This window comes from Yinghuangia seranimata, assembly GCF_029953285.1.
GTDB classification, from domain to species: Bacteria; Actinomycetota; Actinomycetes; order Streptomycetales; family Streptomycetaceae; genus Yinghuangia; species Yinghuangia seranimata.
The window spans coordinates 62,126-88,061 of the sequence record NZ_JASAOI010000004.1 but is presented as its reverse complement, the minus strand read 5'-3'; the positions used below and the strand labels follow the sequence as shown (position 1 = coordinate 88,061).

At 70.9% G+C, this 25,936-nt stretch carries 18 protein-coding genes and 1 pseudogene; 9 read left to right on the top strand and 10 right to left on the bottom strand.

Annotated features, from left to right (window positions below; genetic code table 11):
* Positions 1 to 17: 17 nt before the first annotated feature.
* From QI554_RS02610 to QI554_RS02590, 5 genes are all read right to left on the bottom strand, one after another.
* Positions 18 to 1,850, bottom strand: a complete 1,833-nt coding sequence (locus QI554_RS02610; RefSeq protein WP_281465316.1) for a hypothetical protein — start codon at positions 1,848 to 1,850, stop codon at positions 18 to 20.
* Between the two features lie 352 nt (positions 1,851 to 2,202).
* Entirely contained in the window at positions 2,203 to 3,312 is a 1,110-nt protein-coding gene (locus QI554_RS02605) for a CobW family GTP-binding protein (RefSeq protein ID WP_281465314.1), read from the bottom strand.
* A 45-nt stretch (positions 3,313 to 3,357) separates the two neighbouring features.
* On the bottom strand, positions 3,358 to 3,654 hold the full coding sequence (locus tag QI554_RS02600) for a GYD domain-containing protein (protein ID WP_281465312.1): 297 nt from the start codon (positions 3,652 to 3,654) through the stop codon (positions 3,358 to 3,360).
* 234 nt (positions 3,655 to 3,888) lie between these two features.
* Positions 3,889 to 7,041, bottom strand: coding sequence for a M48 family metallopeptidase (locus tag QI554_RS02595; RefSeq protein WP_281465310.1), 3,153 nt, complete (start codon positions 7,039 to 7,041; stop codon positions 3,889 to 3,891).
* On the bottom strand, positions 7,038 to 7,553 hold the full coding sequence (locus QI554_RS02590; protein WP_281465309.1) for a hypothetical protein: 516 nt from the start codon (positions 7,551 to 7,553) through the stop codon (positions 7,038 to 7,040). The genes QI554_RS02595 and QI554_RS02590 overlap by 4 nt, the downstream gene beginning before the upstream one ends.
* A gap of 358 nt (positions 7,554 to 7,911) precedes the next feature.
* Between QI554_RS02590 and QI554_RS02585 the strand changes: the two genes are divergently transcribed.
* The 7 genes and pseudogenes from QI554_RS02585 to rho all read left to right on the top strand — a co-directional run.
* Positions 7,912 to 8,880 carry a GlxA family transcriptional regulator gene (locus QI554_RS02585; protein WP_281465308.1) on the top strand — a complete coding sequence of 323 codons (969 nt, stop codon included), beginning with the start codon at positions 7,912 to 7,914 and terminating at the stop codon, positions 8,878 to 8,880.
* Positions 8,881 to 9,040: 160 nt separating this feature from the next.
* Positions 9,041 to 10,093, top strand: a complete 1,053-nt coding sequence (locus tag QI554_RS02580; protein ID WP_281465306.1) for a DUF4331 family protein — start codon at positions 9,041 to 9,043, stop codon at positions 10,091 to 10,093.
* Between the two features lie 239 nt (positions 10,094 to 10,332).
* Complete coding sequence (locus tag QI554_RS02575; RefSeq protein ID WP_281465304.1) at positions 10,333 to 11,700, top strand: sensor histidine kinase; 1,368 nt, start codon at positions 10,333 to 10,335, stop codon at positions 11,698 to 11,700.
* Complete coding sequence (locus tag QI554_RS02570) at positions 11,664 to 12,308, top strand: response regulator (protein ID WP_281465302.1); 645 nt, start codon at positions 11,664 to 11,666, stop codon at positions 12,306 to 12,308. The genes QI554_RS02575 and QI554_RS02570 overlap by 37 nt, the downstream gene beginning before the upstream one ends.
* Positions 12,309 to 12,423: 115 nt before the next feature.
* Positions 12,424 to 14,544: an MMPL family transporter gene (locus tag QI554_RS02565; RefSeq protein ID WP_281465301.1), complete on the top strand. Its 2,121-nt coding sequence runs from the start codon at positions 12,424 to 12,426 to the stop codon at positions 14,542 to 14,544.
* A 267-nt stretch (positions 14,545 to 14,811) separates the two neighbouring features.
* A complete protein-coding gene (locus QI554_RS02560) occupies positions 14,812 to 15,573 on the top strand; it encodes an isocitrate lyase/PEP mutase family protein (RefSeq protein WP_281465299.1) in 762 nt (253 codons plus the stop codon).
* 643 nt (positions 15,574 to 16,216) lie between these two features.
* Positions 16,217 to 17,392: pseudogene (rho, locus tag QI554_RS02555) on the top strand (transcription termination factor Rho); the annotation flags it as partial.
* 70 nt (positions 17,393 to 17,462) lie between these two features.
* Here rho and QI554_RS02550 read toward each other — a convergent pair.
* The 3 genes from QI554_RS02550 to QI554_RS02540 form a co-directional block, all read right to left on the bottom strand.
* Positions 17,463 to 17,840, bottom strand: a complete 378-nt coding sequence (locus QI554_RS02550; RefSeq protein WP_281465297.1) for a hypothetical protein — start codon at positions 17,838 to 17,840, stop codon at positions 17,463 to 17,465.
* Positions 17,841 to 17,868: 28 nt separating this feature from the next.
* Positions 17,869 to 19,110, bottom strand: a complete 1,242-nt coding sequence (locus QI554_RS02545) for an MFS transporter (RefSeq protein WP_281465295.1) — start codon at positions 19,108 to 19,110, stop codon at positions 17,869 to 17,871.
* A 90-nt stretch (positions 19,111 to 19,200) separates the two neighbouring features.
* Positions 19,201 to 19,548, bottom strand: a complete 348-nt coding sequence (locus tag QI554_RS02540) for an alpha/beta fold hydrolase (protein ID WP_281465490.1) — start codon at positions 19,546 to 19,548, stop codon at positions 19,201 to 19,203.
* On the opposite strand from QI554_RS02540, the gene QI554_RS02535 reads away from it, so the two are divergent.
* A complete protein-coding gene (locus tag QI554_RS02535; RefSeq protein WP_343230752.1) occupies positions 19,509 to 21,419 on the top strand; it encodes an Hsp70 family protein in 1,911 nt (636 codons plus the stop codon). The genes QI554_RS02540 and QI554_RS02535 overlap by 40 nt on opposite strands.
* Positions 21,420 to 21,534: 115 nt before the next feature.
* A complete protein-coding gene (locus QI554_RS02530; RefSeq protein WP_281465293.1) occupies positions 21,535 to 22,836 on the top strand; it encodes a flavin-containing monooxygenase in 1,302 nt (433 codons plus the stop codon).
* Between the two features lie 131 nt (positions 22,837 to 22,967).
* On the opposite strand, the gene QI554_RS02525 is transcribed toward QI554_RS02530, so the two are convergent.
* On the bottom strand, positions 22,968 to 24,395 hold the full coding sequence (locus tag QI554_RS02525) for an aspartate ammonia-lyase (RefSeq protein ID WP_281465292.1): 1,428 nt from the start codon (positions 24,393 to 24,395) through the stop codon (positions 22,968 to 22,970).
* Positions 24,392 to 25,930, bottom strand: coding sequence for an APC family permease (locus QI554_RS02520; RefSeq protein WP_281465290.1), 1,539 nt, complete (start codon positions 25,928 to 25,930; stop codon positions 24,392 to 24,394). The genes QI554_RS02525 and QI554_RS02520 overlap by 4 nt, the downstream gene beginning before the upstream one ends.
* Positions 25,931 to 25,936: the final 6 nt, after the last annotated feature.

The following is a 25,936-nucleotide window of genomic DNA, read 5'->3' as shown; positions in this document are numbered from 1 at the left end:
CCTCCCGGCCGCGGACCTCATGTTCGGCAGCCGTCCGGGGGGAAGTAGCTGGAGGTGATGCGGTACGTCCCGGGGCGCGAGGCGGTCAGTTGTATCCAGGGGCCGCTCGCGCGCAGGCAGGCGCCGTCGGCGTACAGCCAGTGCGAGTAGGCGGCACGCACGGTGACGGTTCCCGGGCTGGGCATCTCAAGCACGATGTCGGCGTCGCCGGCACGGAGCACCTCGGCGGGGGCGGTGGCCAGCGGCACGGCGTCCTGGACGCGGAAGACGGTCCAATAGGTGTCGCTCCAGACCGGGTTCAGCCAGGAGCTCAGGCGGCCGGACCGTATCAACGCGGCCTCGGTCTCGGCGTAGCCGTCCGGTGGGGCGTGCGGCAGGACGACGTAGCCGACCGCCCAATCGTTCAGCCACGCCCGATAGCTCGCCTCGTCGAGCTCGTCGGAGTAGAACAACCGGCCGCGCTCCATGTCGAGTTGGCGGTTCCAGCCGCGCACCGCCTGGAAGTACTGGGCGAACACCGGGGCCTCGCGGTGCGAGCCGGTGGGGACCACTTCGACACGGCCGCGATACGCGCCCAGCCGGTCCAACTCGGCGATGACCCCGGCGGTGTGCCGCGACCAGCCAGGCACCTCCGTGTGATTCAGTGCATCTCGGGCGGTCACCACCGTCGTCCAGATCACGCACATCGCCAGCCCCGCGGCACAGAAGCGCGTGCCGAAGGACGGGTCACCAGCGAATCGGAGCAAAGACCTCGTCGCGGGCTGCGGGGCTCGCCGTCTCCGCTCGTACCAGATCGCCAGCAGCACGGGCGCGCCGAGCAGCGCGCCCAGGCGCTCGACATTGGTGCCCACCGGCGAAGGAATCAGCCAGGTCAGCACCACACCGACGGCGTAGACCGCGCCGCCGGCCCGCAGCACGCGCCAGTCGCGCGGTGCCGTCAACGCCACCACGAGGCCGGTCAGGACCGGCAAGATGATCCGCTCGGCGCCCATGGGCTGTTGGCCGTGGGACGGGAACAGCGCGGCCACCAGCCCACCGACCACACCCGTCGGCACGGTCAGGGCCAGGCCTCTCGCCCACTGCCGGTCGAGCAGGTACCCCGCGCCCGCCACGAGAAGGAACAAACCGGCCACGGGGCTGAACAGCACGGTCAGCCCCGTCCCCACGCCCCCCACGACGAGCCGCCACACAGGTGTGTGCCGCCCCACGAGGACCAGCAAGGTGCCCAGCGCGCTCGCGACACCGAGAGCGAACGTGGCGCGGCCCGAGACGACGTTGGCCCACAGCGCCAGCGCCCCTATCAGCGCCGGCCACGTCGGCACCTTCCGGGTGGTGCGCACCAGCAGCGCGGCCAACAGCCAGGTCGAGGTCAACCCACTGAGGGCGGCGAGCGTGCGGACCCCGGCCAACGCCATCAGCGGCGGCGAGAGGACGCTGTAGCTGCCGACGTCGACCCCGCCGTACCAGAACAGGCCGTACGGCGTCCCCGGATGCCGCACGGCGAACTCCGCCCAGGAGTACTGAGCCGCGAGATCACCGCCACCGGTGGCCAGCAGGAGGCCCCATCCCACGTACAGCGGTAGTGCGAGCGCCACCGCTATATGACATATCCGCCACCGCGGCGGGGAGCCGCCGGACGACTTCGCGGGCTCGGAGTCCCCGCCGTGACGCGCGCCGGCCGCCCAGCTCAGGCGACCACCGCGCCGTTCGCCGGAGACCGCGCCGGCGACCGCCGGCACGACGCGGCCGCCCTCGCGCCCGAACGCCGACCAACCCGGGCCTGGACCCCATGGCAGGCGGCGCAGTCGAGCGAAGTAATTCCGGCCGACGCCCCCGTGCGGCTCGCTCATGACAGGTTCCTCACAGGCACAACTGGGCTCCGCGACCGTTCGACAGATGCGGAGCCTGCTCAGGCATCAAGATGACGCACGAAGACTAATTGGCCAGGCACGCCGTGTGGCGGCCGGGGGCGGACCAGTTTCGATCGAGGGGACGCCGGCGGCCCTGTGGAGGACGGCGCAGGACACGACGGGTAGGCGCCCCCCACCACCAACCGCAGCCGTCAGACCGTCACAGGCCCCGTGACCCAGTAGCCGCTCCAGAACCTCTCAGCGGCGAGAAAACCGCCCGGTTGCCACCTGCCGTTCGGCCGGCCATCGCGTGCTGTCGATGCACGTGCGATTCGCCGCAGGCCGTCTCGTGTCAGCGGTCGGGGAGGTCCGCCCACTCGGCGTCGGGCTCGGCCGTCGGCTCGGGGGCCGGGTCCGGGCGGGCCTCCCGGAGGCGGTTTTCGAGGTGGCGGTGGATGGGGGCCATGGCGATGTCGGGGTCGGCGACGGGGCCGTGCGCGGCCGGGCGGATGCAGGCGGCGAGGGCCGTGTGGAGGGCTCCGGCGTCGAGGCGGGTGCCGATGGCGACGAGGGAGGTGGCGGGGGGCCGGCCGCGAGGCCAGCCGGAGCGGGTGTAGGCGACGTGCCGGCCGACGAGTTGCAGGGTGTAGCGGTCGGGGCGGCCCGGGAGCGCGAAGTGGACGAAGCCCTTCATGCGGAAGAGGGAGTCCACACGCTGACCGACGAAGTCCGCGAACAGGCGAGGGTCGACGGGGTCGGCGCATTCGAGGTGAACGGTGTCGTAAGCGGCGTGCAGGTGCGCGTCGTGGTCGTCGTGGTGGTGCAGGAGGTCGTCGAAGGACAGCTGTCGGGCTCGCGGCACGGCAGGACCGGTGGCCGGCGGGTCGAACAGCAAGGACGGGTCGATGCGGCCGCGGCGGGTCGCGAGGACCGGAACACCGGGGGCGGCCTCGGTGAGCGCGGCGGCGAGCGCCTCGCGGGAGGGGGCGTCGAGCAGGTCGTCCTTGTTGGCGACGATCAGGTCGGCATAGCGGAGGTGCCTGGCCACCTCGGGGTGTTTGTCCCGGGTCTCGGCGAAGTGCGCGCCGTCGACGACCATGAGCAGCCCCGCGTACCGGATGCGCTGATTGCGGCTGGCCAGCACCATCTGCACCAGCTCCCCCGGCTCGGCGACCCCGCTCGCCTCGACGACGATCACATCGGGACGTGTACGGGCCAGGCGGGTGAACATGCCGTCGAGATCGGACGTGTCCAGGACACAGCACAGGCAGCCGTTACCGAGCGACACCATCGAGTCGACCTGTGCGGACACGAGCATCGCGTCGATGTTGACGCTGCCGAAGTCGTTGACGACAACGGCGATCTTGATGCCTTCGGCGGACCGGAGCAGGTGGTTGAGCAGCGTCGTCTTCCCGGCGCCGAGGAAGCCTGCCACAAGAACGACGGGGATGCGCTTGGCCACGGCTGCCTCTCGGGTCGACGAACGGCCACCCACGCTACCCGTCGGTCAGCCGGCGTTCTTCGCGATGATGCGCTCCATGTCGTCGGTGGCGAAGGCCCTCATGGTCGTGGACCGCACGTTGCCCAGTGCGCCGACCTCGAGGAGCGCGGCGACGAGTGACTCGTCGTCGGACGCCTCGACGATGCAGACGAGGTCGTACGGGCCTACCGTCCAGTACACGTCGACCAGCGACCCGCCGGCCTTGGTCAGGGCGCCGGCAAACGCCTGGGCTCTGGCCGGGGAGTCCTTGTAGGCGCGGATGCCTTGTTCGGTCCAGTTCAGGAGTGTGATGTACACGGGCATGGAGTTCACCGCCCAAATTCGGATGTGTCTGATGCCCACGGATCCCGCCCCACTTCCAGGCTCACGCAGCCGATAGCCACCGGCCAGTCGTCGTGACGCGTGCGCGGGGGCGCTCAGCCGTCCGTCGTGGGCTTTCGGGCGTACGCGGCGAAGGAGGCCGCAAAGAACGTGGCCGGCTGCTTCAAACCCGCGAAAGCGCGATCGCGTTCTCCCCGGGTCTGCTCATTCACGGGTTCACGACCCGATGAGGGCGGCAAGTTCCTTGGCGGCCGGCATCTGGTTCTTGCCGGCGGCGACAAGTCCCTCGACCGCGCTGACGAGTTCGGTCCCGGTGGTTGCGTCCCGGGCCGCCAGGCAGCGTTCCCGGACGTTCTTGACCTCGGCCAAATAGCGAGTCCACGCCTGCCTGAGGTCCTTGGGAAGGGACGGGCTGATCACCCTGCCGTCCTGATCGGCGTTCTCCACGATGTCGGTGAGTTCGGCGCAAGCGGGCTCGAACCCTTTGGCGAGGGTGGCGACGTCCGCGTCCTGCGGGGCCGCGCGGTAGGCGTCGAAGGCATCCGCGGCCATCCGGATGGCCGCGGCGTACCGGGCCATCGTGTCGCCGACATGGCGCATCCAGTCGGCAAGCGGTGAGACCCCGTTCGGGAGCGGACCGGTCGGGGGGATCTGGTAGGCGATGAGCAGGTCGTTCCTGGGCAGCGGTGATTCCTGGACCAGTGTCTGGAAGCTGGTGGAGCCGACGATGAGAGCCACAGCGATCGTGTTGACGAAGCCCATGGCCGGGCGGGGCCCGGCCAGTTGTCCTGCCGCTGCGGTGGCGCCCGCCGACACGACCGCCCGTCTGCGTGGTCGGAACACGGTTGCCGCGGCGTGCGACAGTGCCGCTGCCGCGGCTGCGGCGAGGAGCCCCAAGGTCATCGCGTAGCCGAGCGCGTGCTCGACCAGGGGGGCGTAGCGTTCCGGCTGCCAGTCACACGTCGGAGCCAGGTTGTTCAGCGGCCCCAAACACCCGTCCAGGGATCCCCTGACGCCTTGTCCGGTCAGACTGATCACGCAGGCGACACCAGATGCGATCAGAGCGGTGAGGACGGGATAGCCGCCTTGAGCGGCGCAGCCGGCCACGACCGCCACGGCGAGCATGACGGCGACGGTGACCACGATGGTCCAGACGAGACTCTCGATGCTCTGAACCTGCCAGGTGGTCTCCCCGTGCGCGGAACGCGTCACGAGCGGCTCGGCGAGAAGCCCGGCGCAGCCGACCAGTCCGCCGACAACGCCGACGCGGACGAAACGGCGCAGCTCCTGGATGCTTGGAGCAGGTGGTGGCGCCGCGCCTGGCCGGGCCCGCTCCAGCCAGTAGCCCTTGTCGCCCTCGTCGAGCCGCCGACGCACGATCATGAAGGCGAGCCACAGCGACAGGCCTAGCGCGTAATTGCCCAGAAGGCCGCCGTATATGAGGAAGAAGCCGAAGAACATCGCCCCGAGGAGGAGCGCGCCGAAGCCCAGCAGGGCTGTCAGGCACGTCCAGAGCTCCCGGAGGGCACGCAGCGTCGCCGTGGCCGCCTTGTGCATGGTGGAAGCCTTGCCCGAGGGAATTCTCGGCGGGTGGTCGCTCCACCCCGGGCTGCGGGCCTCGCGGCGGGCGTTGCGGCGCACCCGCCGCCCGGTGCGGCGGCCTCGGCGGAGCCCGCCTCGCTTCGACGGTGCGCGCGGCAGCCGTGCGAGCCACAGTTGGAGAGGGACGAGCCAGAGCAGCGGAACAGTCCACCACAGCCCCGAGAAGCTCATGTCGCTGCCGGGCAACGCGGTCAGGGTCGCCGCGGTTCGGAGCGGCAAGGAAGCGTCGGACACGGGAAGTTCGGCTGCGGTCAGTGCCTCGCTGACGGAGGAGTGCCAGCCGGTGATCCACCCTTCCTTGACCCACCACAGCATCACGAACGCCAGCACGACTCCGGGGACGAGCACTCCGACCGTCATGGCGGTTCTGAGGTGCGTCCCGCGATAGGTTCTGATGCGCAAGTCCGCATACTGCGCGGTCCAGCTCATCAGCAGTGCGACCACCGCGACGAGGACCAAGAGGACTTCGGGGTGGGCGGGCACCGACTGCCCCTCGCTGCGGCTGCTGTTCGAAAGCTCGCCCAGGGCCAGTCCGGCGCCCAGCCACAAGCCCGCCGACCAGCCTGTGGGTGTACGGCGGCCTGTGAGCACCGCGCGCAGTACGGCACGCCACAGCACGACCCCGCCGATCCCCGCGGCCAGGCCCGCGACCAGCAGGTACTGGCCCATGCCGAGCCACGCCCAGGGTGAGCCGAACTGCCAGAACTCCGCATCCCGCGCGGACGCCGGCCACTCTCCCACCGAGCTGAACGGAGACGTCAGCCGACTCGCTGCGACATCGGCGGCCACCCCGGTGAGGAAGAGCGGGAACGCCCGCTGGACGAACAGCATGTCGGAGCCGGCCAGCGCCCGGCCGCGCAGCCCCCAGGACGGATGCGTGCGCCAGGCTTCCACCGCCGAGGCGCGGAGCCGCGTGAACGAGGACCCGTCCGGACGCGGTTGCCGGGCGGCGGGGATCAGGTCGGTGGGGTCGACGTGCCAGAGATGGACGGCCGTGCGGTCGGCGTAGATCTCACGCGTGCGGAGGATGTCCGCACGGGTCAGATAGACCAGCGCCACGATCAGCACGTCCTGGACAAACCCGCGGGGGTCCAGGACGCCCGCCACGCCGGTGAGCCCGCGGATGAGGACGAAAGCGGCCTTGGGTATGAGGACGGCGGCGACCAGGACCCGCCACATGGCCACGGTCGCGTAGGTCACGCCGACGTCCTGGTTGTGGATGTGCGCCAACTCGTGCAGGACCACCGCCCGGAACCGGGCGGGCCGCAGTGTCGCGTACGCGATGAGGCCCGCGTTCAGGCACACGATCGGATGCCGGTGCGTACCGAACACGACGGCGCTTGCGGACGGCGCCCCGGGGGCGTAGACCCATGTCGGCTCCGTCTCGAGCCGGGCCCGATCCGACAGGCGGTCGAGCTCCGCGCGCAGTCGGCCGCCGTCGGCGATGTCCGATACCGGGACCAGGCGCGCACGCCGGACCTTCCAGCCCGGGAGTTCCCGGTAGAGCTTGAGAGCCGCAACCGCCAGCGCGCACGTGGCAAGGTACGGCAGCAGCACCGCGCCGTAGCGCCCGCCCCAGGCCACCGGGAGGTGTTCGATGACGTCGTGGGCCGCGCCGCTGCTCACCGCGAGGAAGAGCACCAGCAGCAAGATGAAGCGCTGCATGGTGCCGGGGAAAAGGATCAGCTCGTCGAGCGCCGGCTTCTTCGGCGCGGCCGAAGCGGCGTTCGACGGTGTGGCCGCCAACGGCTGGTCAGCCGGGGTCACGCCTCGCTCTCGTCCTCGGCCTCATCCGCAGTGCCCCTGACGAGATGGTCGACGACGCTGTCCGCGAGTTGCTGCGCGGGTGCCTCCGCCATGCCGGCCTGAGTGGCCTTCTCGACAACACCGGCCCGCACCTCCCGCAGCGCCTCGGCGCTGAACTCGGGCAGCCCCGGCGCAGGCTCGGGGCGGCGTCGCCACCGGCGCCACACCGCGGAACCGCGCGACCGGACGCCGTCCACCGCCGACTCGGCGATGCGGTCGGCGACCTGCTGCACCACCAGCCAGACGATGGGACTCACCAGGACCACGGCTTCGCCCAGTCCGAAGCCGAGCGGGTCGTCACGCCGCCCGCGGTGGGTGAGTCTGCGGCCGATCTCCGCGTGACCGAAACCCTGCAGGCCGCTGAGCAGCGGCAGTTCGTGCGGCGCGACCTCCGCCGCGACGTCGCGAACAACGTCGAGTAACTGCCGGACCCGAGTCCCGTCGGCATCCCGGGCGCCGTCCGTAGCATTCAATGCCTGCCCACATCCCCTCGTATGGACCCGCGTGCTCACAGTATTCCCGCGGGAGCTGCTCCCTGGACCAGGGACGGCTGATCGCACCGCGCATCCCCTGTGCCAAGGCGCTGATGTGGCAGAGCAGTTCGTACCTGCCGGCTCCGCTGCGCGCACTCCTTGACCTGCTGCCGTCGGACGACGGGCACGCAATTGCCGCATGACCCCGGGCACCCGGCCTCGTCAGCCGTGCGATGCGTCGCGTCGTCCGGCGGCCATGGCAGGAAAGTTGGTTTTCTTGTCATTGCTGCCATCACGACGCGCTGCGATGCTGGGCGCCTGACGACCTCGAAGGGTGCGAGGAAAGGACGGTGGACCAGTGAACGCGCGTACTGTGCTCGCCGTTCTCCCGGACCCGGTGATGGCGTTGAACGTGACCGGCCCGCTGGAGGTCTTCGCCGCCGCGGGGGCGCAGGCGTATCGGATCACCACGGCTTCGCTCGACGGACGCGCGGTCGCCACCGCGCCCGGCGTGCACCTCCGGCTCGTGCCGGACGCGGACCTGAACGCCTGCGAGCCCCCGCACACCCTGCTGGTGCCCGGCGGCCCCGTCGACAGCCCGCCGGATCCGCGGCTGACCGCACGCCTTCGCGAGCTCGCGGACGGCGCCGAGCGTGTCGTCGGTATCTGCACAGGCAGCTTCCTGCTCGGCGCGACCGGACTCTTGGACGGGCGGCAGGCGACCACCCACTGGGCCTTCTGCGACCTGCTCGCCGACCGGTTCCCCGGCACCGTCGTCGAACCGGAACCGCTCTACGTCCGCGACGGCCGCGTCGCCACCTCCGCCGGCGTCACCGCCGGCATCGACCTCTCGATCGCCCTGGTCGAGGAGGACCTGGGCACCGAGGCGGCGCTGGTGGTGGCCCGTGCGCTGGTCGTGCCCCGGCACCGGTCCGGTGACCAGGAGCAGTTCAACGCCGGCGAGCGCGGGCGGCGGGCGGAACGCCACCCGCTGCGCCAGGTCCAGCAGTGGATCGCCGACAATCCGTCCGGCGACCTGTCGGTCGACAACCTCGCCCGCCGCGCGATGTTGTCCCCTCGGCAGTTCGCCCGGGTCTTCCGGGACGAGGTCGGCATGACGCCGGGCCGGTACGTCGACCGGGTACGCCTCGACGCGGCCCGGCGCCGACTCGAGAGGTCCGTCGACGGCTTGGACGAGGTCGCCCAGGCCACCGGCTACGGCTCGGCGGAAGCCATGCGGCGCGCCTTCCTGCGCCAACTGTCCATCCCGCCGGGGGAATACCGGCAGCGATTCCGATCCACCGCCGCACAGCGGCCCGCACTCTGAACCTGCCGTGCGCTGATCCAGCTCACGCGCGCGATCCGACGCGCGCGTGATACGGCGCGGGGCGGGGCAGGTCTGCCTCCCCACGCGTAGGGCTCGATGACGTGGTCAGGGACGTGTGATCGGCGGACACGACACCGAAGACCGCCAGAGGAGCAATCTCATGTCCCATCATCTCGACTCCGAACTCGCCCGTCAGGACCCCCGTTTGGACATCAGCGACGTCTACCTGTTCCGAGGGGCCACCGGCACGGTCTTCGTCATGAACGTCGACCCGTTGTCCGGACGGCACGGCTTCCATCCCGAGGGCATGTACGAGTTCAAGGTCGACCTCGACGGCGACGCCGTCGAGGACATCACGTTCCGCTTCACCTTCGATGCCGTCGAGGCCGCGGACGACACCGACGCGCCCGCCGGTCACGACCACCCCCAACGGTGGTCACTGCGGGTCCTGCGCGGGCCTGAGGCCACCGATCGCGACGCGGCGGGAGCCGAGCTCCTGCGAGGCGTCACCGACGCGGTGAGCGTTTCCGCCGATGGCGGCATCCGCGCGTGGGCGGGCCCGGCCGGCGACGCGTTCTGGATCGAGGGCACGGTGGTGACCGCCGTCAGCACCGCCTTGGCCGAGGGCACGTCACCCGACCTGGCCGGGTTCGATCCCGACCGGGCCGAGAACCTGTTCCAAGGGACGGACGTCGGCGCCATCGTGCTCGAAGTCGCCGACGACGTGCTCGCGGCGGACACGATCGGCTTCTGGGGCGTATCCGTTCTGGCCACCGACGCGGGTGGCTGGCGCCAGATCAACCGCTGCGCCACGCCCCTGATCAACACGCTCTTCGTTCTGGAAGACGCCGAGCGCGGGATCGACTTCAACGCGACCCGGCCCACTGAGGATCGGGTGCTGTACGGCCCCTCCATCATGCGCGACACCGCGGCCGCACTGGCGGCCATGGGCAGCACCGTCGACGCGTCCGCACACGCAGAGCGGGTCCGGGACCTGTTGTTGCCCGACGTGCTGCGGTACGAGATCGGGACCGAGGCGTCGTTCACGCCCGAGCGCCGCAACGGTCGCACCTTCGCCTGCTGCACCCCCGAGGCCATGTTCGAGATCGTCCTGGGCACCCGTTTGCCGCTCGGCCTCACCGCCTCCTCGGCGGCCGTGCCCCGTGCCGAGTTCCCCTACGTGCCTCTCCCGACCGCGCCCCGGGAATCCTGACTCGACTCACCGAACCGGAGACGGTCATCGAGATGCTCGACACCCGCTCACGCCGCGAGGCATGGGGGGCAGCAACCCCGCGGACGCCCAAACCACTCCCACCGCGACCCGGGCGCCGCCTCACAGGGGACCTAGGTCACCCCCAAGACCGGGGTCCAGCGCCAATGTGCGCCCCCAGGGCCCGGCACCAGACTCGGCAGTGCGGCGCTGGACGGCGCCGCACTGTCGAGGAGGCCATCGTGACGTACCCGCCGGACCGCCCAGGCCGTGCCGCCGCGCGGTTCGCCCGGCTCGCCCGGGTGGCGCGGCCGACCCGCCTCGCGCGGCTCGACCCGCGCGAGACGCTGCTCGCCCCGGTTCGCGGACTGGTGCTGTTCGCGCAGAAGATCCCCGAGGCCGTCCTCTTCGTGCTGACCGTCGTCTCGGTGGTCTACCTCGGTCTCGGGCTCGGCGTGCTGCTGCTGCCGCTGGTCGTGGGCGTCGTCCGGTCGACGGCGAACCGCTCGCGGCGGCTGGCGCACGCGTGGTCCGGCGTGCGGATCGCGGAGCCGTACCGGCCGCGGCCGCAGCCGCGCCCCGGGCTTGTCGGCAGGCTGCGCACGTGCGCGTGGATCCTGACCGACCCGGCCACCTGGCGCGACGCGCTGTGGACCATCGCGGATCCGGTCGTGGGCGGCGTGCTCGCGCTGCTGCCGGCGGCGCTCCTGATCTACGGCGCCGAAGGGTTCGTCGTCCCGCTGCTCTGGGACGACCTGACGTCCGCCGGCTACCACGACCACTACCTGGGCCTGGTCCGGGTCGAGGGAGAACGCGGCGCGGCGGCCTGGCTGATGCCGCCGCTCGGTCTGGCCTGCATCGTCCTCGGGCTGGTGTCCGGTCCGCGGCTGCTGCGGCTGCACGCGCTGTTCACCCGCGTGCTGCTCGCTCCGACGCCGGGTGCCGCACTGACCTCCCGGGTCCGGCATCTGACCGAGACCCGCGCCGTCGCCGTCGACGCCCAGGCCGCCGAACTCCGGCGCATCGAACGGGACTTGCACGACGGCGCCCAGGCCCGGCTGGTCGCCATGGGCATGAGCCTCGACGCCGCCGAGCACGTCGTGGAGACCGATCCCGCGGCCGCCCGCGCGCTGCTCGCCGAGGCACGGCAGTCCTCGTCGAAGATCCTGGACGAACTGCGCGACCTGGTCCGCGGCATCCATCCGCCGGTGCTGGCCGACCGGGGGCTCGGCGACGCCGTCCGGGCGCTCGGCATGGACAGCCCGATGCCGGTGGAGGTCGAGGTCGACCTGCCCGGGCGCCTCGCCCCACCGGTGGAGTCCGCGGCCTATTTCGCGGTGTCCGAGCTGCTGACCAACGTCGTCAAGCACGCCCGCGCCGACCGCGCCTGGATCGACATCCGGTACGACCGCGACGCGTTGCGGATCACCGTCTCCGACGACGGACGCGGCGGCGCGGACCCGCGCGCCGGAACCGGCCTGCACGGCGTCGAGAGCCGCATCGCCGCGTTCGACGGAGTCCTCGCCCTGAACAGTCCCGTGGGTGGCCCCACGCTGGTGACCTTGGAGCTTCCGTGCGCGTTGTCCTCGCCGAAGACCTCTTCCTGCTGAGGGACGGACTCGTGCGGATGCTGGAGGCGCGCGGCTTCGAGGTCGTCGCGGCGGTCGAGGACGGCCCCGCCCTGCTCGCTGCCCTCCTCGAACACCGCCCGGACGTCGCGCTGGTGGACGTGCGCCTGCCGCCCACGTTCACCGACGACGGCCTGCGCGCGGTCCTGGAGGCACGTCGCCGGATCCCCGGACTGCCCGTCGTGGTGCTGTCCCAGTACGTCGAGCAGATCTACGCCCGCGAACTGCTCGCCGACGGCGGCGGCGCGGTCGGCTACCTGCTCAAGAACCGGGTCGCGGACGGCGGACGCTTCGCCGAGTCGCTGCGCCACGTCGCCCGCGGCGGCAACGCGGTGGACCCGGAAGTGGTCCGCAAGCTGCTCGTCGGCAACACCCGGGACGCCCTCCTGGCCCGGCTCACGCCCCGCGAACGCGAGGTGCTGGCCCTGGTCGCGGAAGGCCGTTCCAACGCGGCGATCGCGGCCCGGCTGTCGATGAGCGAAAAGGTCGTCACCAAGCACACCTCGAACGTGTTCGGAAAGCTCGAACTCGCGCAGTCGGACGACGACAACCGCCGCGTCCTGGCCGTGCTCGCCTACCTCGGCTCCTGAGCTTCCCCCTCCATCCAACTCCTCTCGCACTCCTTTCACTTCGCGACGCCGTTCCAGGCGCCCGCGCGATCCCGCACGGCCTGATGCACCCCCGACCCGAGCAAGGAGACCCACCATGCCCACACCGACCCCACCGGCCGTCCGGCCGAACCCGACCGACCGGACACAGCGGCCCACCCGATCTGCCGGCGCACGCGCGGTCGGATGGCTCGTACTACTCGCCTGGATCGTCCTGACAGCTGTCGCGGTCCCGCTGGCCGGTAAGCTCTCCTCCGTCGAACGCAACGACGACACCGTGGAGTTGCCGCGCGGCGCCGAGTCCACCGAAGTGACCGCACTGGCAGGCAGGTTCCCCGACGGCGACATCCGCGACGGCGTGGTGGTCTACGTCCGCGACACCGGGCTCACCGCCGCCGACCGCGCCAAGGTGGACGCCGACATCCTGTTCTTCGCCACCGTCGCCGCACGCCCGTTGCCCGCGCCCAAGGCTTCCGACGACGGTCGTGCCCTCGCCGTCGTGGTGCCGCTCAACAAAGACACCTCCACCCTCGCCGACCGTGCCGAGCAAGTGCGCGACCACGCGAACGACCACCTGCCACCCGGACTGCAGGCCCGCCTGACCGGCCCGGCGGGCAACTCACTGGACGCCGCCGACGCACGCGAGTCCACCGGCCACGCCCTGACGCTGATCACCATCGTCGTCGTCGCGGGCCTGCTGCTGTTCACCTACCGCAGCGCCCTGCTGTGGCTGCTGCCGCTGCTCGGCGTCGGCGTCGCGTTCCTGACCACCCGTGCGGTGTCCTACATCCTCGCCAAGACCATCGGCATGACCGTCGGCGGCGGCAACGAAATGGTGGTCACCGCACTCCTGTTCGGCATCGGAACCGACTACGCCATGCTGCTCCTCGCCCGCTACCGCGAGGAGTTGTACGTCCACGCGGACCGGCACCAGGCGATGCGGACCGCTCTGCGCCGCGCCGTGCCGGCCATCGCCGCGTCGGCCGCCACCGTCAGCGTCGGACTGCTCTGCCTGACCACCGCCGACATGGGCTTCAACCACACCCTCGGCGTCGGCGGCGCGATCGCCGTCGGCTGCGGCTTCCTCGTCATGACCACGCTCTTCCCCGCCGTCCTGGTACTGCTCGGCCGCTGGGTGTTCTGGCCGAACATCCCGCGTGCAGGCGCCTCCCCGAGCCGGCGCGCCACCCGCCGGTGGGACGCGCTGGGCCGGCGCATCGCACGCCGGCCGCGCACGGTGTGGGTCGCCTCGGCCCTCGTCCTGGCCGCGCTCGCGCTCGGCGGCCTGGGCGTCCAGACCGGGCTCGACGACCGCGACGCGGTGGTCGGCAACCCCGGTTCGATCGCCGGCCAGAACCTGCTCGCCGCCCACTTCCCCGCCGGCCAGGCCCGGCCCGCCGAGGTGGTCGCGAACGCCGCACAGGGCCCCGCCGTGGCATCCGCCCTACGCGCCGTCCACGGCGTCGCCGACGTCACCGCACCGCAGGCCTCCACCGACGGCACCCTGGTCAAGATCCGCGTCGTACTCGCCGACCGGCCGGACAGCGACGCCGCCAAGGACACGGTGGACCGCGTCCGCGCCGCAGTGCACGCCGTCCCCGACGCACACGCGATGGTCGGCGGGCCCACCGCCGCCGCCCAGGCGAAGGACGCGGCCCAGGACCACGACCGACGGCTGGTCATCCCGCTCGTACTCGTGGTGATCCTGGTGATCCTCGTCCTGCTCCTCCGCTCCCTGGTCGCGCCCGTGCTGCTCATGCTCACGGTGCTGCTGTCCTACTTCGCGGCGCTCGGCGTCTCCTGGCAGCTCTTCCAACACGTCCTGGGCTTCCCCGCGATGGACGCGCAGGTCGGCCTCATGGGCTTCCTGTTCCTGGTCGCCCTGGGCGTCGACTACAACATCTTCCTGGTCCACCGGATCCGCGAGGAGGCCGACCGACACGGACACCACCGCGGCGTCCTGCTCGGCCTGACCGGCACCGGCGGCGTGATCACCAGCGCCGGCGCCGTGCTCGCCGCCACCTTCGCGGCCCTGACCAGCGCCCCGCAGGTGGCACTGATCGAGATCGGCCTGGTGGTCGCCGTCGGCGTCCTGATCGACACCTTCCTCGTCCGCTCCGTCCTCGTCCCGGCCCTAGCCCTCGACGCGGGCCCCCGCATCTGGTGGCCCAACCGCCCACCCCTCGCGGAACCCCCCGCCCCGCCCGCCCACCCTTGACAGAGCCAGCGACACCACACGTACCCGGCCCCGCCCCGCGGCTTTCGCCGCGGGGCGGGGCGACCCCGAAATCCCGGGGAGGGACCTTCACATGGCCCGGTCCGAGAAGCACGACCCCACATGGCGGGTGCGCGCTACCTCAAAGATCGCCCTGTTGGCCGCCGAACGGCAGCACACCGCCAACGGGTTGACCACCACCCGTCCGTCGAGTGATGCGCGATGGCGCGGATCGAGGCGTTGCCGCCGGTCCGAGGTAGCGTCCCTGGTATGGACATTCGCATCACCGTTGAGCGCGCTCGACGCCTCAAGCAGTTGCACGCCGAGTACCGGCCTCTCGTGCTGCCGACCGTCTGGGACGTGTGGTCCGCGCGGACAGCGGCCGCGGCCGGCTTCCCCGCGCTGACCATCGGCAGTCACCCACTCGCCGACTCCCGAGGCGCCAAGGACCAGGAAGGGCAGACTTTCGAGGAAGTGCTCGCCGCCGTCAGGCCGATCATCGCGGCAGTGGACATCCCGGTGTCCGTGGACCTGGAGTCCGGGTACGGACAGCAGCCCGCGGATCTCATCGCCGGACTCACCGAGGTCGGCGGCGTCGGCCTCAACGTCGAGGACACCGTCCACTCGGAAGGCGGACGCGTACGCAGCACGCAAGAACACGCCGACTACATCGCCGGCCTGCGTGCGGCCGCCGACAAGGCGGGGATCCCGGTCTGGGTCAACGGGCGGACCGACCTCTTCGTCCACGCCCAGGACGCCGCCGGCGTCCTCGACGAGGCGATCGAGCGGCTGCGCGCCATGGAGCAGGCCGGCGCGGACAGCGTCTACCCGGTGCGTATCCAGGACGACGACGAACTGCTCGCAGCCGTGGTCGGCGCCGTCACCGTCCCGGTGAACTCCACGGCCCACCCTGTCAAACACGACCTCGAACGCTTCCGCCGCCTCGGCGTCGGCCGGATCACCTACGGGCCGCTGCTGCAACTCGCCGCGACCGACGCGATCAAGGAGATGCTCGGGCCGTGGGCTCCCTGACGCGCTGACACAACACCGCGACGCCCCACGCTCCGGCCGGGTCCCGTCGCCTGCCCTCAAGGCGGGCGACGGCCCGCCGGAAGCGTTGTGCGAAGGCACGCCGTTCGCTCGGCCCAGGCAGCCCCTCTGACGCGCAGCAGATCCGGCATGCCGCATCTCGCATGCCGCATCTCGCCTTTGGCACCCACACGGTGTTACCCTGACCCCAGCACCTGTTGCGGAACGCACGGTGCCCGGCCCCCGATATTCTTCGGTTCGGCCCTTCTTCTGGAACCACGTCAGCTCGACGCCTCGCACGAGGTGGTCTTGAGCGGGTTCCGGCATACGGCGTGACCAGTGTCGGCCCAAGCGCCACGTACCGCGCGTGGCCCGGCCCGGTCGCCGCAGCTGCCGCTTGGGCGGCGCTTCCCTCTGGCAGGTCCGCGCAACGCCCCTGCCCTCTCACCCGAGCACCGTGCCCGATGTGCCGGTGCCTCCCCCGCAGGAAGGTCCCTCTCTCGTGAGCGACTTCACCGAACCCATGAACACGACACCCCCCACCTCGGCGGCCGGCAGCGCCGTGGCGGACTCGGATCGCCGGCCCGACGGCGGCCTGGCGACCATACTGCCGACGGAACTTCGTCAGGTCGCGACCGACCTCCCGGGGCCGGACGACGTCCAGAATCCGCAGGGAGGCGGCGGCGATGTGCTCGTGCCTGTGGCCGGCGTGCTCGACATCCTGGACAACTGCGCGTTCGTGCGGACGTCCGGCTATCTGCCGGGCCCGAACGACGTGTACGTCACCCTCGCCCAGGTCCGCCGGAACAAGCTGCGCAAAGGCGATTACGTCACCGGTGCGGTGCGTCGGCCCCAGGAGGAACGCCGTGCCAAGACGAACGCCCTCGTCCGCCTGGACACCGTGAACGGCGTGGACCCGGAAGTGGCGTTCGGACGGCCGGAGTTCGCAAAGCTGACCCCCCTGTACCCGCAAGAACGCCTGCGCCTGGAAACCGACCCGGGCGTCCTCAGCACGCGGATCATCGACCTCGTCGCGCCGATCGGCAAAGGCCAGCGCGGCCTCATCGTCGCGCCGCCGAAGGCCGGCAAGACCATGGTCGTCCAGGCCATCGCCGAGGCGATCGCCCGGAACAACCCCGAGTGCCACCTGATGGTCGTCCTCGTCGGCGAACGGCCCGAAGAGGTCACCGACATGCAGAGCACCGTCAAGGGCGAGGTCATCGCCTCGACGTTCGACCGTCCCGCCGAAGACCACACGGCCCTCGCCGCGCTCGCCATCGAACGCGCCAAGCGCCTCGTCGAGTTCGGACACGACGTCGTCGTCCTGCTCGACTCGATCACCCGTCTCGGCCGCGCGCACAACCTCGCCGCCCCGCCTTCCGGCCGCATCCTGACCGGCGGTGTCGACGCCACGGCGCTCTACCCGCCCAAGAAATTCTTCGGCGCCGCGCGCAACATCGAGGACGGCGGCTCGCTGACCATCCTGGCCACGGCGCTCGTCGAGACCGGGTCCCGCATGGACGACGTGATCTTCGAGGAGTTCAAAGGCACCGGCAACATGGAACTGCGACTCGACCGCAAGCTCGCCGACAAGCGCCTCTACCCCGCCGTGGACATCGAGGGGTCCTCCACCCGCAAGGAGGAAATCCTGCTCAGCGCCCAAGAAGGCTACGTCGTCCGCAAGTTGCGCCGGGCACTGCACGCACTCGACACCCAGCAGGCGATCGAACTGCTCCTCGACAAGACCCAGCAGTCCGCGAGCAACGCGGAGTTCCTCGCGCAGATCGCCAGGACCACCCCCGCATCGGGCGCCACCGCCTGACGGTCACCAAACGCGGCCGTCCAGCAGCCCGCGAGCCGGGGAGTTCACCTCGAACCAAGCAGTCCGCGGGTCAGTAGGGGTACGCGGACACGAAGTTGTCGTTCAGCATTACCGAGTTCGTTCCGTCACGCAGGTAGTGGGTCTGAGAGTCGTAGTCCGCGGTGAACTTTCCCGCATAGATCCACCCGTAGTTGCCGCTGTAGACGTTGACGCAGTGCGTTCCGGTGTAGCCAGGGCAGCCGTTCGGACTCCACGTGAGGTGGACGTTGGGTGATCCGTTCCAGACGCTGATCGCGGTGCCCACCGGCCACGCCGAACTCGACATGTCGTGGTAGTAGATCTGCGGGTTCGTATAGCCGTTGCGCGCCCAACTCGGTGCGGGATTGCAGACCTGCCCGTCCATGAGGACGTTCGCGCTGCCCCACCGGCCGCACTGCGCGATGCTCATCCGGACGGCCGACGGGTCGATGAGGCCCTCATGCGCGAACCGGGACGGGTGCCGGCTTCACCCGTGCGACGGTCGTGAGGTACAGGAGCAAGCCGGCGGTGGTGAGGACGAAGCCGGCCCAGACGGTGGACAGGGTGCCCCAGCCGGCGTCGAGGGCGACGGCGCCGCCGATCGCGCCGAGGCAGTTGGCCAGGTTGAGGGCGGCCAGGTTGAGCGTTCCCATCAAGGTCGGGGCGTCCGGTGCGAGACTCGTCAACCGGACCTGGATGGTCGGGATGGCGAACATCATGGTCGCGCCGACGCCGAACAGGCAGGGCAGCAGGATCATCAGGTTCGTGCCTGCCAAACCGATCAGCACCAGGAACGCCAGCGCACCGCCGTACCCCCAGATCAGACCGCGGTTCTCGTGCCGGTCGGCGACGCGTCCGCCGACATGGTTGCCGACCGCCATGCCGACGCCGAAGACGGCGAGCGCGATCGGGATCAGCGAGGCGTCCCGCAGCGCCGCGTCGGTGACGAACGGACCGATGAACGTGTAGACGGCGAAGATGCTGGAGATGCCGAGCGCCGCGACAGCAACCATCAGCCAGACGTCGCGCCTCCGGATGGCGCCCAGTTCGCGCGCGAGGGAGCTGCCGCGCAGGTCTTCGGTGCGCGGCAGCCAGGCCATCAGGGCGGCTCCGGCGAGCAGGCCGACCGCGACCACCGTCCCGTACATGACGCGCCAGCCGGCGTGCTGGCCGATGAAGGTGCCTAGCGGCGACCCGGCGATCGTGGCCAGGGTGAGTCCTCCCATCACGGTGGCGAACGCCTTGCCACCCTTGCCCGGTCCGTACACGTACGCGGCGACGACGGCCCCGGCGCCGAAGAACGCACCCTGCACGCTGCCCGCGACGAACCTGAAGACGACGAACAGCACGATGTTCGGTGCCAGGGCGGAGAGCCCGTTGCCGACCAGGAACAGCCCGATCAGTCCGAGCAGCAGAGTGCGCCGGTTGACCCGGGCGGCGAGCAGGGTGATCGCCGGAGAGCCGATCATCACGCCGAACGCGTATGCGGTGATCGCATACGTCGCGGCCGGGACGGACACCCCCAGGTCGGACGCGAACAGCTGGATGATGCCGTTGCTGCCGAACTCGCCGGCGCCGATCGCGAAGGTACCCAACGCCAGTGCGAACAACGTGAGTTTCGGATTCCTGATGTGGGACTTCGCCAAGGTGTGGCGGTTCTCCTCGGCGGTGCACTGGCTGTCGTACGCGTGCTGATGCATCGTTTCGCCTTCCCGGGGCCGTGGCGGGCGCAGCGGCGCCGCAGAGGCGCCGGCGCCCACCGGTTCGCGCGCTTCGTCGGCTCGGTGGTGTCAGCCCGCGGCGCGCTTGATGAGAGCGGCCGTCGCGCCGGGCTGCGCGATCATCGCGACATGCGAGGTGTCGGCCTCGAAGGTGCGCGCGCCGGCCCGGCGCGCCATGAACCGCTGGGCCGCCGGCGGCAGCACCTTGTCGTCGCGGCCCACGAGGTACCAGGACGGAATGGTCTTCCAGGCCGGGGCCCCGGACGGCTCCCCGAGAGTGCGCACATCGGCCGGCCGCTGGCCGGCCCACATAAGCTCCGCGGTCGCCCTCGGCAGGTCCCCGGCGAACACGTCGTGGAAGAGCTCCTTCTTGATGTATCCGTCGACGAGGCCCTCTCCGTAGGGACGGAAGTCCAGCGCCGCCTCGTCGAGCCTGCTTCCCGGGTACTTCGTCTGCAGCCCCAGCAGCGTCTCACCCTGATCGGGTACGAACGCGGCCGGCGCGTGCCGCCCTGCTCGGCCTCATCGAGGACGGTGACCGCGAGGTCGCCGGGCGGGCCCGGGCGCTGTGGCACGCCCGCGGGCTCGGCGAGATCGGCACGGCCCGGCCGCCGCGCCGCCCCGCCGACCGCCCGGGACGCCGGATCGACGCCGCGGACCCGATCGTCGGCATCGACTTCGGCACCACCAACTCGGCCATCGCGTTCTACGACGGCGACGAGGCCCGCATCATCCCCAACGCCGAGGGCGCGCGGACCACGCCGAGCGTGGTGGCCATCGCCGAGGACGGGTCGATCCTGGTCGGCACCGCCGCGCAGCGGCAGGACCTCACGAACCCGGCGTACACCGCGCGGTCTGTCAAGCTGCGGCTCGGCACCGGCTGGACGATGACGCGCGGCGCGGTCACGCTGACCGCGCAGCAGGTCGCCACGTTGATCCTGCGGAAGTTGCGCGAGGACGCGGAGGTGTACCTGGGCGTGCCGGTGCGCCGCGCGATCGTGACCGTCCCGGCGAACTTCGACCGGATCCAGCGCGACGCCCTCGCTGTCGCTGCGGAGGCGGCGGGTGTCCGCGTGATGCGGATGCTCAGCGAGCCGACGGCCGCCGCGATGGCACTGAACTCCGACACCGACGACCGCAACGTCCTCGTGTTCGACCTCGGCGGCGGCACTTTGGACGTGTCGCTGCTGACGCTCGGAGACGGCATCGTGGACACGCGGACCACCTCGGGCAACAGCCGCCTCGGCGGCGACGACTGGGACCGCGCACTCGTAGAACATCTGGTCGCGCGCGTTCGCGCCCGCCACGGCGTGGACCTCACCCAGGACGTGGCGGCCATGCGGCGCCTGCGCGAAGCCGCCGAGACCGCGAAGACCGGTCTGTCGTCCGCGAGCGCGGCCGACATCCGGCTCCCCTACCTGACCGTGACCACGCGCGGCCCGCTGCACTTCGAACACACCGTCGGCCGGGCCGAGTTCGAGCACATCACGCGTCATCTCCAGCAGCGGTGCACCGCGTTGGTCGAACGCGTCCTCGCGGAGGCCGGTGTCACCGCGGACGAGATCGACCAGGTCGTCCTCACCGGTGGCGCGACACGGATGCCGATGATCGGCGACCTGGTCCACCGCGCCACCGGCGGCAAGCCGGTGCACCGCGGGATCATCCCGGAGGGCGTGGTCGTCGGCGCCGCGCTCCAGGGCGGGGTCATCAGCGGGCGGGTGAAGGACGTGCTGCTCCTCGACGTCAGCGCGTTCTCGGCCGGGTTCGCGACGGCCGACGGCACCGCCGTCTTCCTGATCGAGCGCGACACCACGATCCCCACGGGGCGCCACGAGTTCGTCTGCACCACCCGGGACCGACAGGACCGGATCGTCGCGCATTTCGTCGAACGCGGTACCGGCGGCGCGGAGGTCGGCGAGACGCTGGCCGTCCTGGAGTTGACCGGCCTCGCCCCGACGCCGGGCGGACGGCCCCGTGCCCAGGTGGTCGTCGACGTCGACATCAACGGGGCTCTGTGGGTGTCCATCCGTGAACTGCGCTTCGACGTCGCCGACCAGCGCGAGTTCTCCGGCCGGCTGCGCACATACGTCGAGCCCAACAACAACGGCCCGGACCGCACGCACCCGCTCGCACCCCACATCTTCACCGGCCGCGAAGTGGGCATCCACGTCTCGCGCTCCGTCATCGAGCAGGCCCGGCTGCTCGTGCGCTCGCGCAACTGGCGACCGCTGAGCAACGATCGCCCGGTCCTCTGGAAAGATCCCGCCGATCCATCATCTATCAATTAGATGACCAATAACAAAAACGTCTATTAGACAGAACTCATGGCGCCCCCGAGGATTTCTCGTGCGGTAGCACGGTCGATGCGACACCGGATGGACTACCGCCTGAGCGGAGGTTGAAATGCCGAGTGAAGAGACCGAAGTGGTCGTCGTTGGGGCGGGCCAGGCAGGCGTGGCGATGAGCGAACACCTGGGAGCGCACGGCATACCGCACATCGTCCTGGAGCGGCACCGCATCGCCGAGCGTTGGCGCTCGGAGCGGTGGGATTCCCTGGTCGCGAACGGGCCCGCGTGGCACGACCGGTTTCCAGGGCTGGAGTTCTCCGATGTCGCCCCCGATGCCTTCGCCTCGAAGGAGAGGGTCGCGGACTACTTCGTCGCGTACGCCGAGAAGATCGGTGCTCCGATCCGGTGCGGTGTCGAGGTGACCTCGGTGCGGAAGCACGCCGGTCGGCCCGGTTTCCGGGTCGAGACGTCGGAGGGCGCCATCGACGCGCGCTTCGTCGTCGCCGCGACCGGACCGTTCCAGCGGCCCTTGATCCCGCCCGTTGTCCCGGATGGCGCCGTCCCCGTGCAGATCCACTCCAGCGGGTACCGCAATCCGGAGCAACTGCCCGAGGGAGCCGTCCTCGTCGTCGGAGCCGGCTCCTCGGGGGTCCAGATCGCCGACGAGCTGCGGCGGTCCGGCCGACGGGTCTTTCTCTCCGTCGGTCCCCACGACCGGCCTCCCCGCGCATACCGCGGACGTGACTTCTGCTGGTGGCTCGGCGTGCTCGCGCTCTGGGACGCGGAGACGCCTCCCCAGGGCGCCGAGCACGTCACCATCGCGGTCAGCGGTGCCCACGGCGGCCACACCGTGGACTTCCGCAGCCTGGCCGCCGACGGCATCGAGCTCGTCGGCCTGACCGCGTCCTACGACGACGGCGTACTGCGCTTCGCGCCGGACCTCGCCGCGAACATCGCGCTCGGTGACGCCAATTACCTCGCGCTCCTCCGTGCGGCCGACGAGTACGTCGAGCGCAACGGACTCGACCTCCCCGAGGAGCGGGAGGCCCACGTCCTCGGGCCGGAGCCGGAATGCGCGGCCAACCCCCGCCTGGAGCTCGACCTGGCCGAGGCCGGCGTCACCTCGATCGTCTGGGCGACCGGCTTCGCCGCCGACTACAGCTGGCTCGAGGTCGACGCGTTCGACGAGAACGGCCGTCCGCAGCAGCGACGAGGCGTGTCCTCTGAGCCCGGCGTCTACTTCCTCGGCCTGCCCTGGCTGTCCCGCCGCGGGTCGAGCTTCATCTGGGGTGTCTGGCACGACGCCGCGTACGTCGCCGACCACATCGCCATCCAGCGGGGCTACCTCGCGTACCGCACCACCGACCGGCCGGGCGCCGCGTCGGCGGAGCCGGCGTCGGCGCCACGTCGCAACTGAGCACAGCGAAGCCGCAGAGGTACCCCTCTGCGGCTTCGTCGTGTTGATCTGAGTCCGGACGCCTATGACTACCGGCTCGCGGTCGCCCGGCTGGTGGGATGTGGCCGACCAGCCGGGCCGGGCGTGCGACGTCAGGCCTCTTGTGGCGCCTTCGGCGCGAAAGCGAGGTTCTCCGGGCTGAGCAGCCGGTCGAGCTGATCTTCCGTCAGGAGACCGTGTTCCAGGACAAGTTCGCGGACGCTGCGCCCGGTCGCCAGGGCCTCGGCCGCCACCCTGGTGGCGGCGGTGTAGCCGATGAAGGGATTCAGTGCGGTGACGGTGCCGATCGACCGGTCGACGTTGCGGCGCAGACGGTCGGGGTTGGCGGTGATGCCGGTGACGCAGCGTTCGGTCAGGGTCCGGCCGGCACTGGTGAGCAGGGCGAGGGAGTCCAGCAGGCTGTGAGCGATGACCGGTTCGAAGGCGTTGAGTTGGAGCTGGCCGGCTTCCGCGGCAAGGGTGACGGTGGTGTCGTGGCCGACGACGCGGAAGGCGACCTGGTTGACCGCCTCCGGGATGACCGGGTTGACCTTGCCGGGCATGATGCTCGATCCGGCCTGGACCGGCGGGAGGTTGATCTCGCCGAGTCCGGTGCGCGGGCCGGAGGAGAGCAGCCGCAGGTCGTTGCAGATCTTGGAGAGTTTGACCGCGATCCGCTTGAGCACCCCGGAGAGCTGGACGAACGCACCCGCGTCCCAGGTGGCCTCGACCAGGTCCGCCGCGGTGCTGAGCGGCAGGTCGGTCAGGTCGCGCAGCCGCGCGCACACGGTTTCGGCGTAGTGGTCGGGGGCGTTGAGGCCGGTGCCGATCGCGGTGCCGCCAAGGTTGATCTCCAGCAGCAGCGCGGCGGCTTCGGCAAGGCGCTCGGCGTCCTCGCGGATCGTGACCCCGAAGGCGCCGAACTCCTGCCCCAGCGTCATGGGAACGGCGTCCTGAAGCTGGGTGCGTCCCATCTTCACCACCGGCGCGAACTCGGCGGCTTTCGCCGAGAAGGCGTCGGCGAGACCGGTCAAGGCGGTGCGCAGGTGCAGCGCGCCGGTCTGGAGGGCGATGCGGACGGCGGTCGGATAGGCGTCGTTGGTGCTTTGACTGAGGTTGACGTGCTCCAGCGGGTGGAGTTCGTCGTAGTGGCCGCGGGGGTGTCCGAGGAGTTCGAGAGCCCGGTTGGCGATCACTTCGTTGGCGTTCATGTTCGTGGAGGTGCCCGCTCCGCCCTGGAGGACGTCGACCACGAAGTCGCCGTGGAGGCGGCCGGCGCGGATCTCCTGGCAGGCACGGACGATGGCGTCGGCGCGGCGGCGGTCCAGCAGGCCGAGTTCCTGGTTGGCCTGCGCCGCCGCCTGCTTGACGCAGGCGAGGGCGACGACCAGTTCGGTGTGGGTGCTGACAGGGATGCCGGTGATCGGGAAGTTCTCCACCGCGCGCAATGTGTGCACGCCGTAGTACGCGTCGGCGGGAACGTCGCGGTCGCCGAGCAGGTCGTGTTCGGTGCGGTGCGGCACGGCGCTGGGAGTGGTCACGCCTGGAACTCCGGAAGGGTGTCGGCGGCTGAGGCGGCCGCGGTCGGCGCGGCGCGGCGGTCGAGTCGGGCGCCGATGACGCAGCCGAGGACCCCGACGGCGAGCAGGATCGCCACGGTGCCGAGGGTGAAGGTCTCGAAGACCGTGCGGGAGACGCCCCAGGTGCCCGTGAAGTCGTAGTCCACGCCGAGCAGGCGCTCCAGGAGGCCGGGGAAGAGCGCGACGAACGAGCCCAGGACGATCCAGGCGTAGACGAGACCGAGGCTGATCCGGAACCCCCAGGCGCCGAACGGCACTCGGTACGGCCGCTGAACGTGCGGGTGGCGCTTGCGCAGGGTGCCCAGCGCCGGGATCACCGCGAGGTACGAGAGCAGCAGAGTGGTGACGGCCACCGTCAGGACGACCTTGAAGTCCGCCGCGGCGCTGCCGTCGACCAGGAGGGTGGCGGCGAGCATGAACGCCGTCGCGGTGACGCCGGAGACGAGGTTCATCCGCACAGGCGTGCCCAGACGCGGGTGGAACGTACCGAGCGCCCGGCTGAAGAAGCCCCCGTCCGCGGCGGCCATGGCCTGCATCCGGTCGCTGACGATCATCCAGGCGCTGCCCTGGGTCATCAGGACGAAGACGAACACGACGCTGGTCGTGGTCAGCAGCGCATGGCCGGCACTGCCGTAGCTGTCGAAGACGAGGGCGGCGGCGTCGAGGAAGCCGGCCACGCCGGTGATCTGTTCGGCGGGCACCACCGCGAGGATCGCGAACACGGGCAGCAGGTAGCAGCAGGTGGCCACCGCGCCGGAGACGCCGATGGAGACCGGCACGTCCCGCTTGGGGTTGCGCATCTCCTCGCCGGCGGCGTTCGGGGCCTCGAATCCGACGTAGGCGAAGAGAAGGACCGGCACGAGGGCGAGGAAGCCACCGGTGGTGGGCGCGAAGCCGGTGCCTGAGAGGCCCTTGAAGCCGTGCTGGAGGCCGTAGACGAGCGCGGTGGCTGTGACGCTCAGCATCACGGCGACCTTGGCGACGGCCCCGACCGTGGTGATCCACTTTCCTCTGCGCAGCGACACGACCGCGGTGAGGATCGAGACCCAGATGAAGACCAGCTTGAAGGCGTAGTCCGCGAAGGTCCCGCTGCCGAGGTAGGTGATGTGGCCGTCCCAGGCGCCGGCGGCCGCGAAGACGAGGGAACCGCCCAGCCAGACCGGGTTGGTGACCCAGTACAGCAGCGTGGTCAGCGCGGCGGCGGTGCGGCCGTAGGCGAGGTTGACCCACACGTAGGGTCCGCCCTCCTGCGGGAACGCGGCGCCGGTCTCGGCGAAGAGCAGCGCGTAGGGCACGAGGAAGAACACGGCCAGCAGCGCCGTCCAGGTGACGGCCTCTCCGCCGCCGGTGGCGATCTGCCCGATCACGTCGGCGGAGATCACCGCGGCGACGCCGAGAGCCATGATGTCGAAGCGGCCGAGGCTGCGGTGCAGGTTCGGCACCGAGTCGGATCTGTGGGCGGATACCTGGCCGTCCGGTGCGGAGATGGTGGACACGGGAAC

Coding starts and splice junctions, on each gene's coding strand:
- QI554_RS02600 (WP_281465312.1), bottom strand. CDS start 3,654: ATGCCCGTGTACATCACACTCCTGAACTGGACCGAACAAGGCATCCGC.
- QI554_RS02610 (WP_281465316.1), bottom strand. CDS start 1,850: ATGAGCGAGCCGCACGGGGGCGTCGGCCGGAATTACTTCGCTCGACTG.
- QI554_RS02530 (WP_281465293.1), top strand. CDS start 21,535: ATGCCGAGTGAAGAGACCGAAGTGGTCGTCGTTGGGGCGGGCCAGGCA.
- QI554_RS02565 (WP_281465301.1), top strand. CDS start 12,424: ATGCCCACACCGACCCCACCGGCCGTCCGGCCGAACCCGACCGACCGG.
- QI554_RS02545 (WP_281465295.1), bottom strand. CDS start 19,110: ATGCATCAGCACGCGTACGACAGCCAGTGCACCGCCGAGGAGAACCGC.
- QI554_RS02580 (WP_281465306.1), top strand. CDS start 9,041: ATGTCCCATCATCTCGACTCCGAACTCGCCCGTCAGGACCCCCGTTTG.
- QI554_RS02560 (WP_281465299.1), top strand. CDS start 14,812: ATGGACATTCGCATCACCGTTGAGCGCGCTCGACGCCTCAAGCAGTTG.
- QI554_RS02550 (WP_281465297.1), bottom strand. CDS start 17,840: ATGAGCATCGCGCAGTGCGGCCGGTGGGGCAGCGCGAACGTCCTCATG.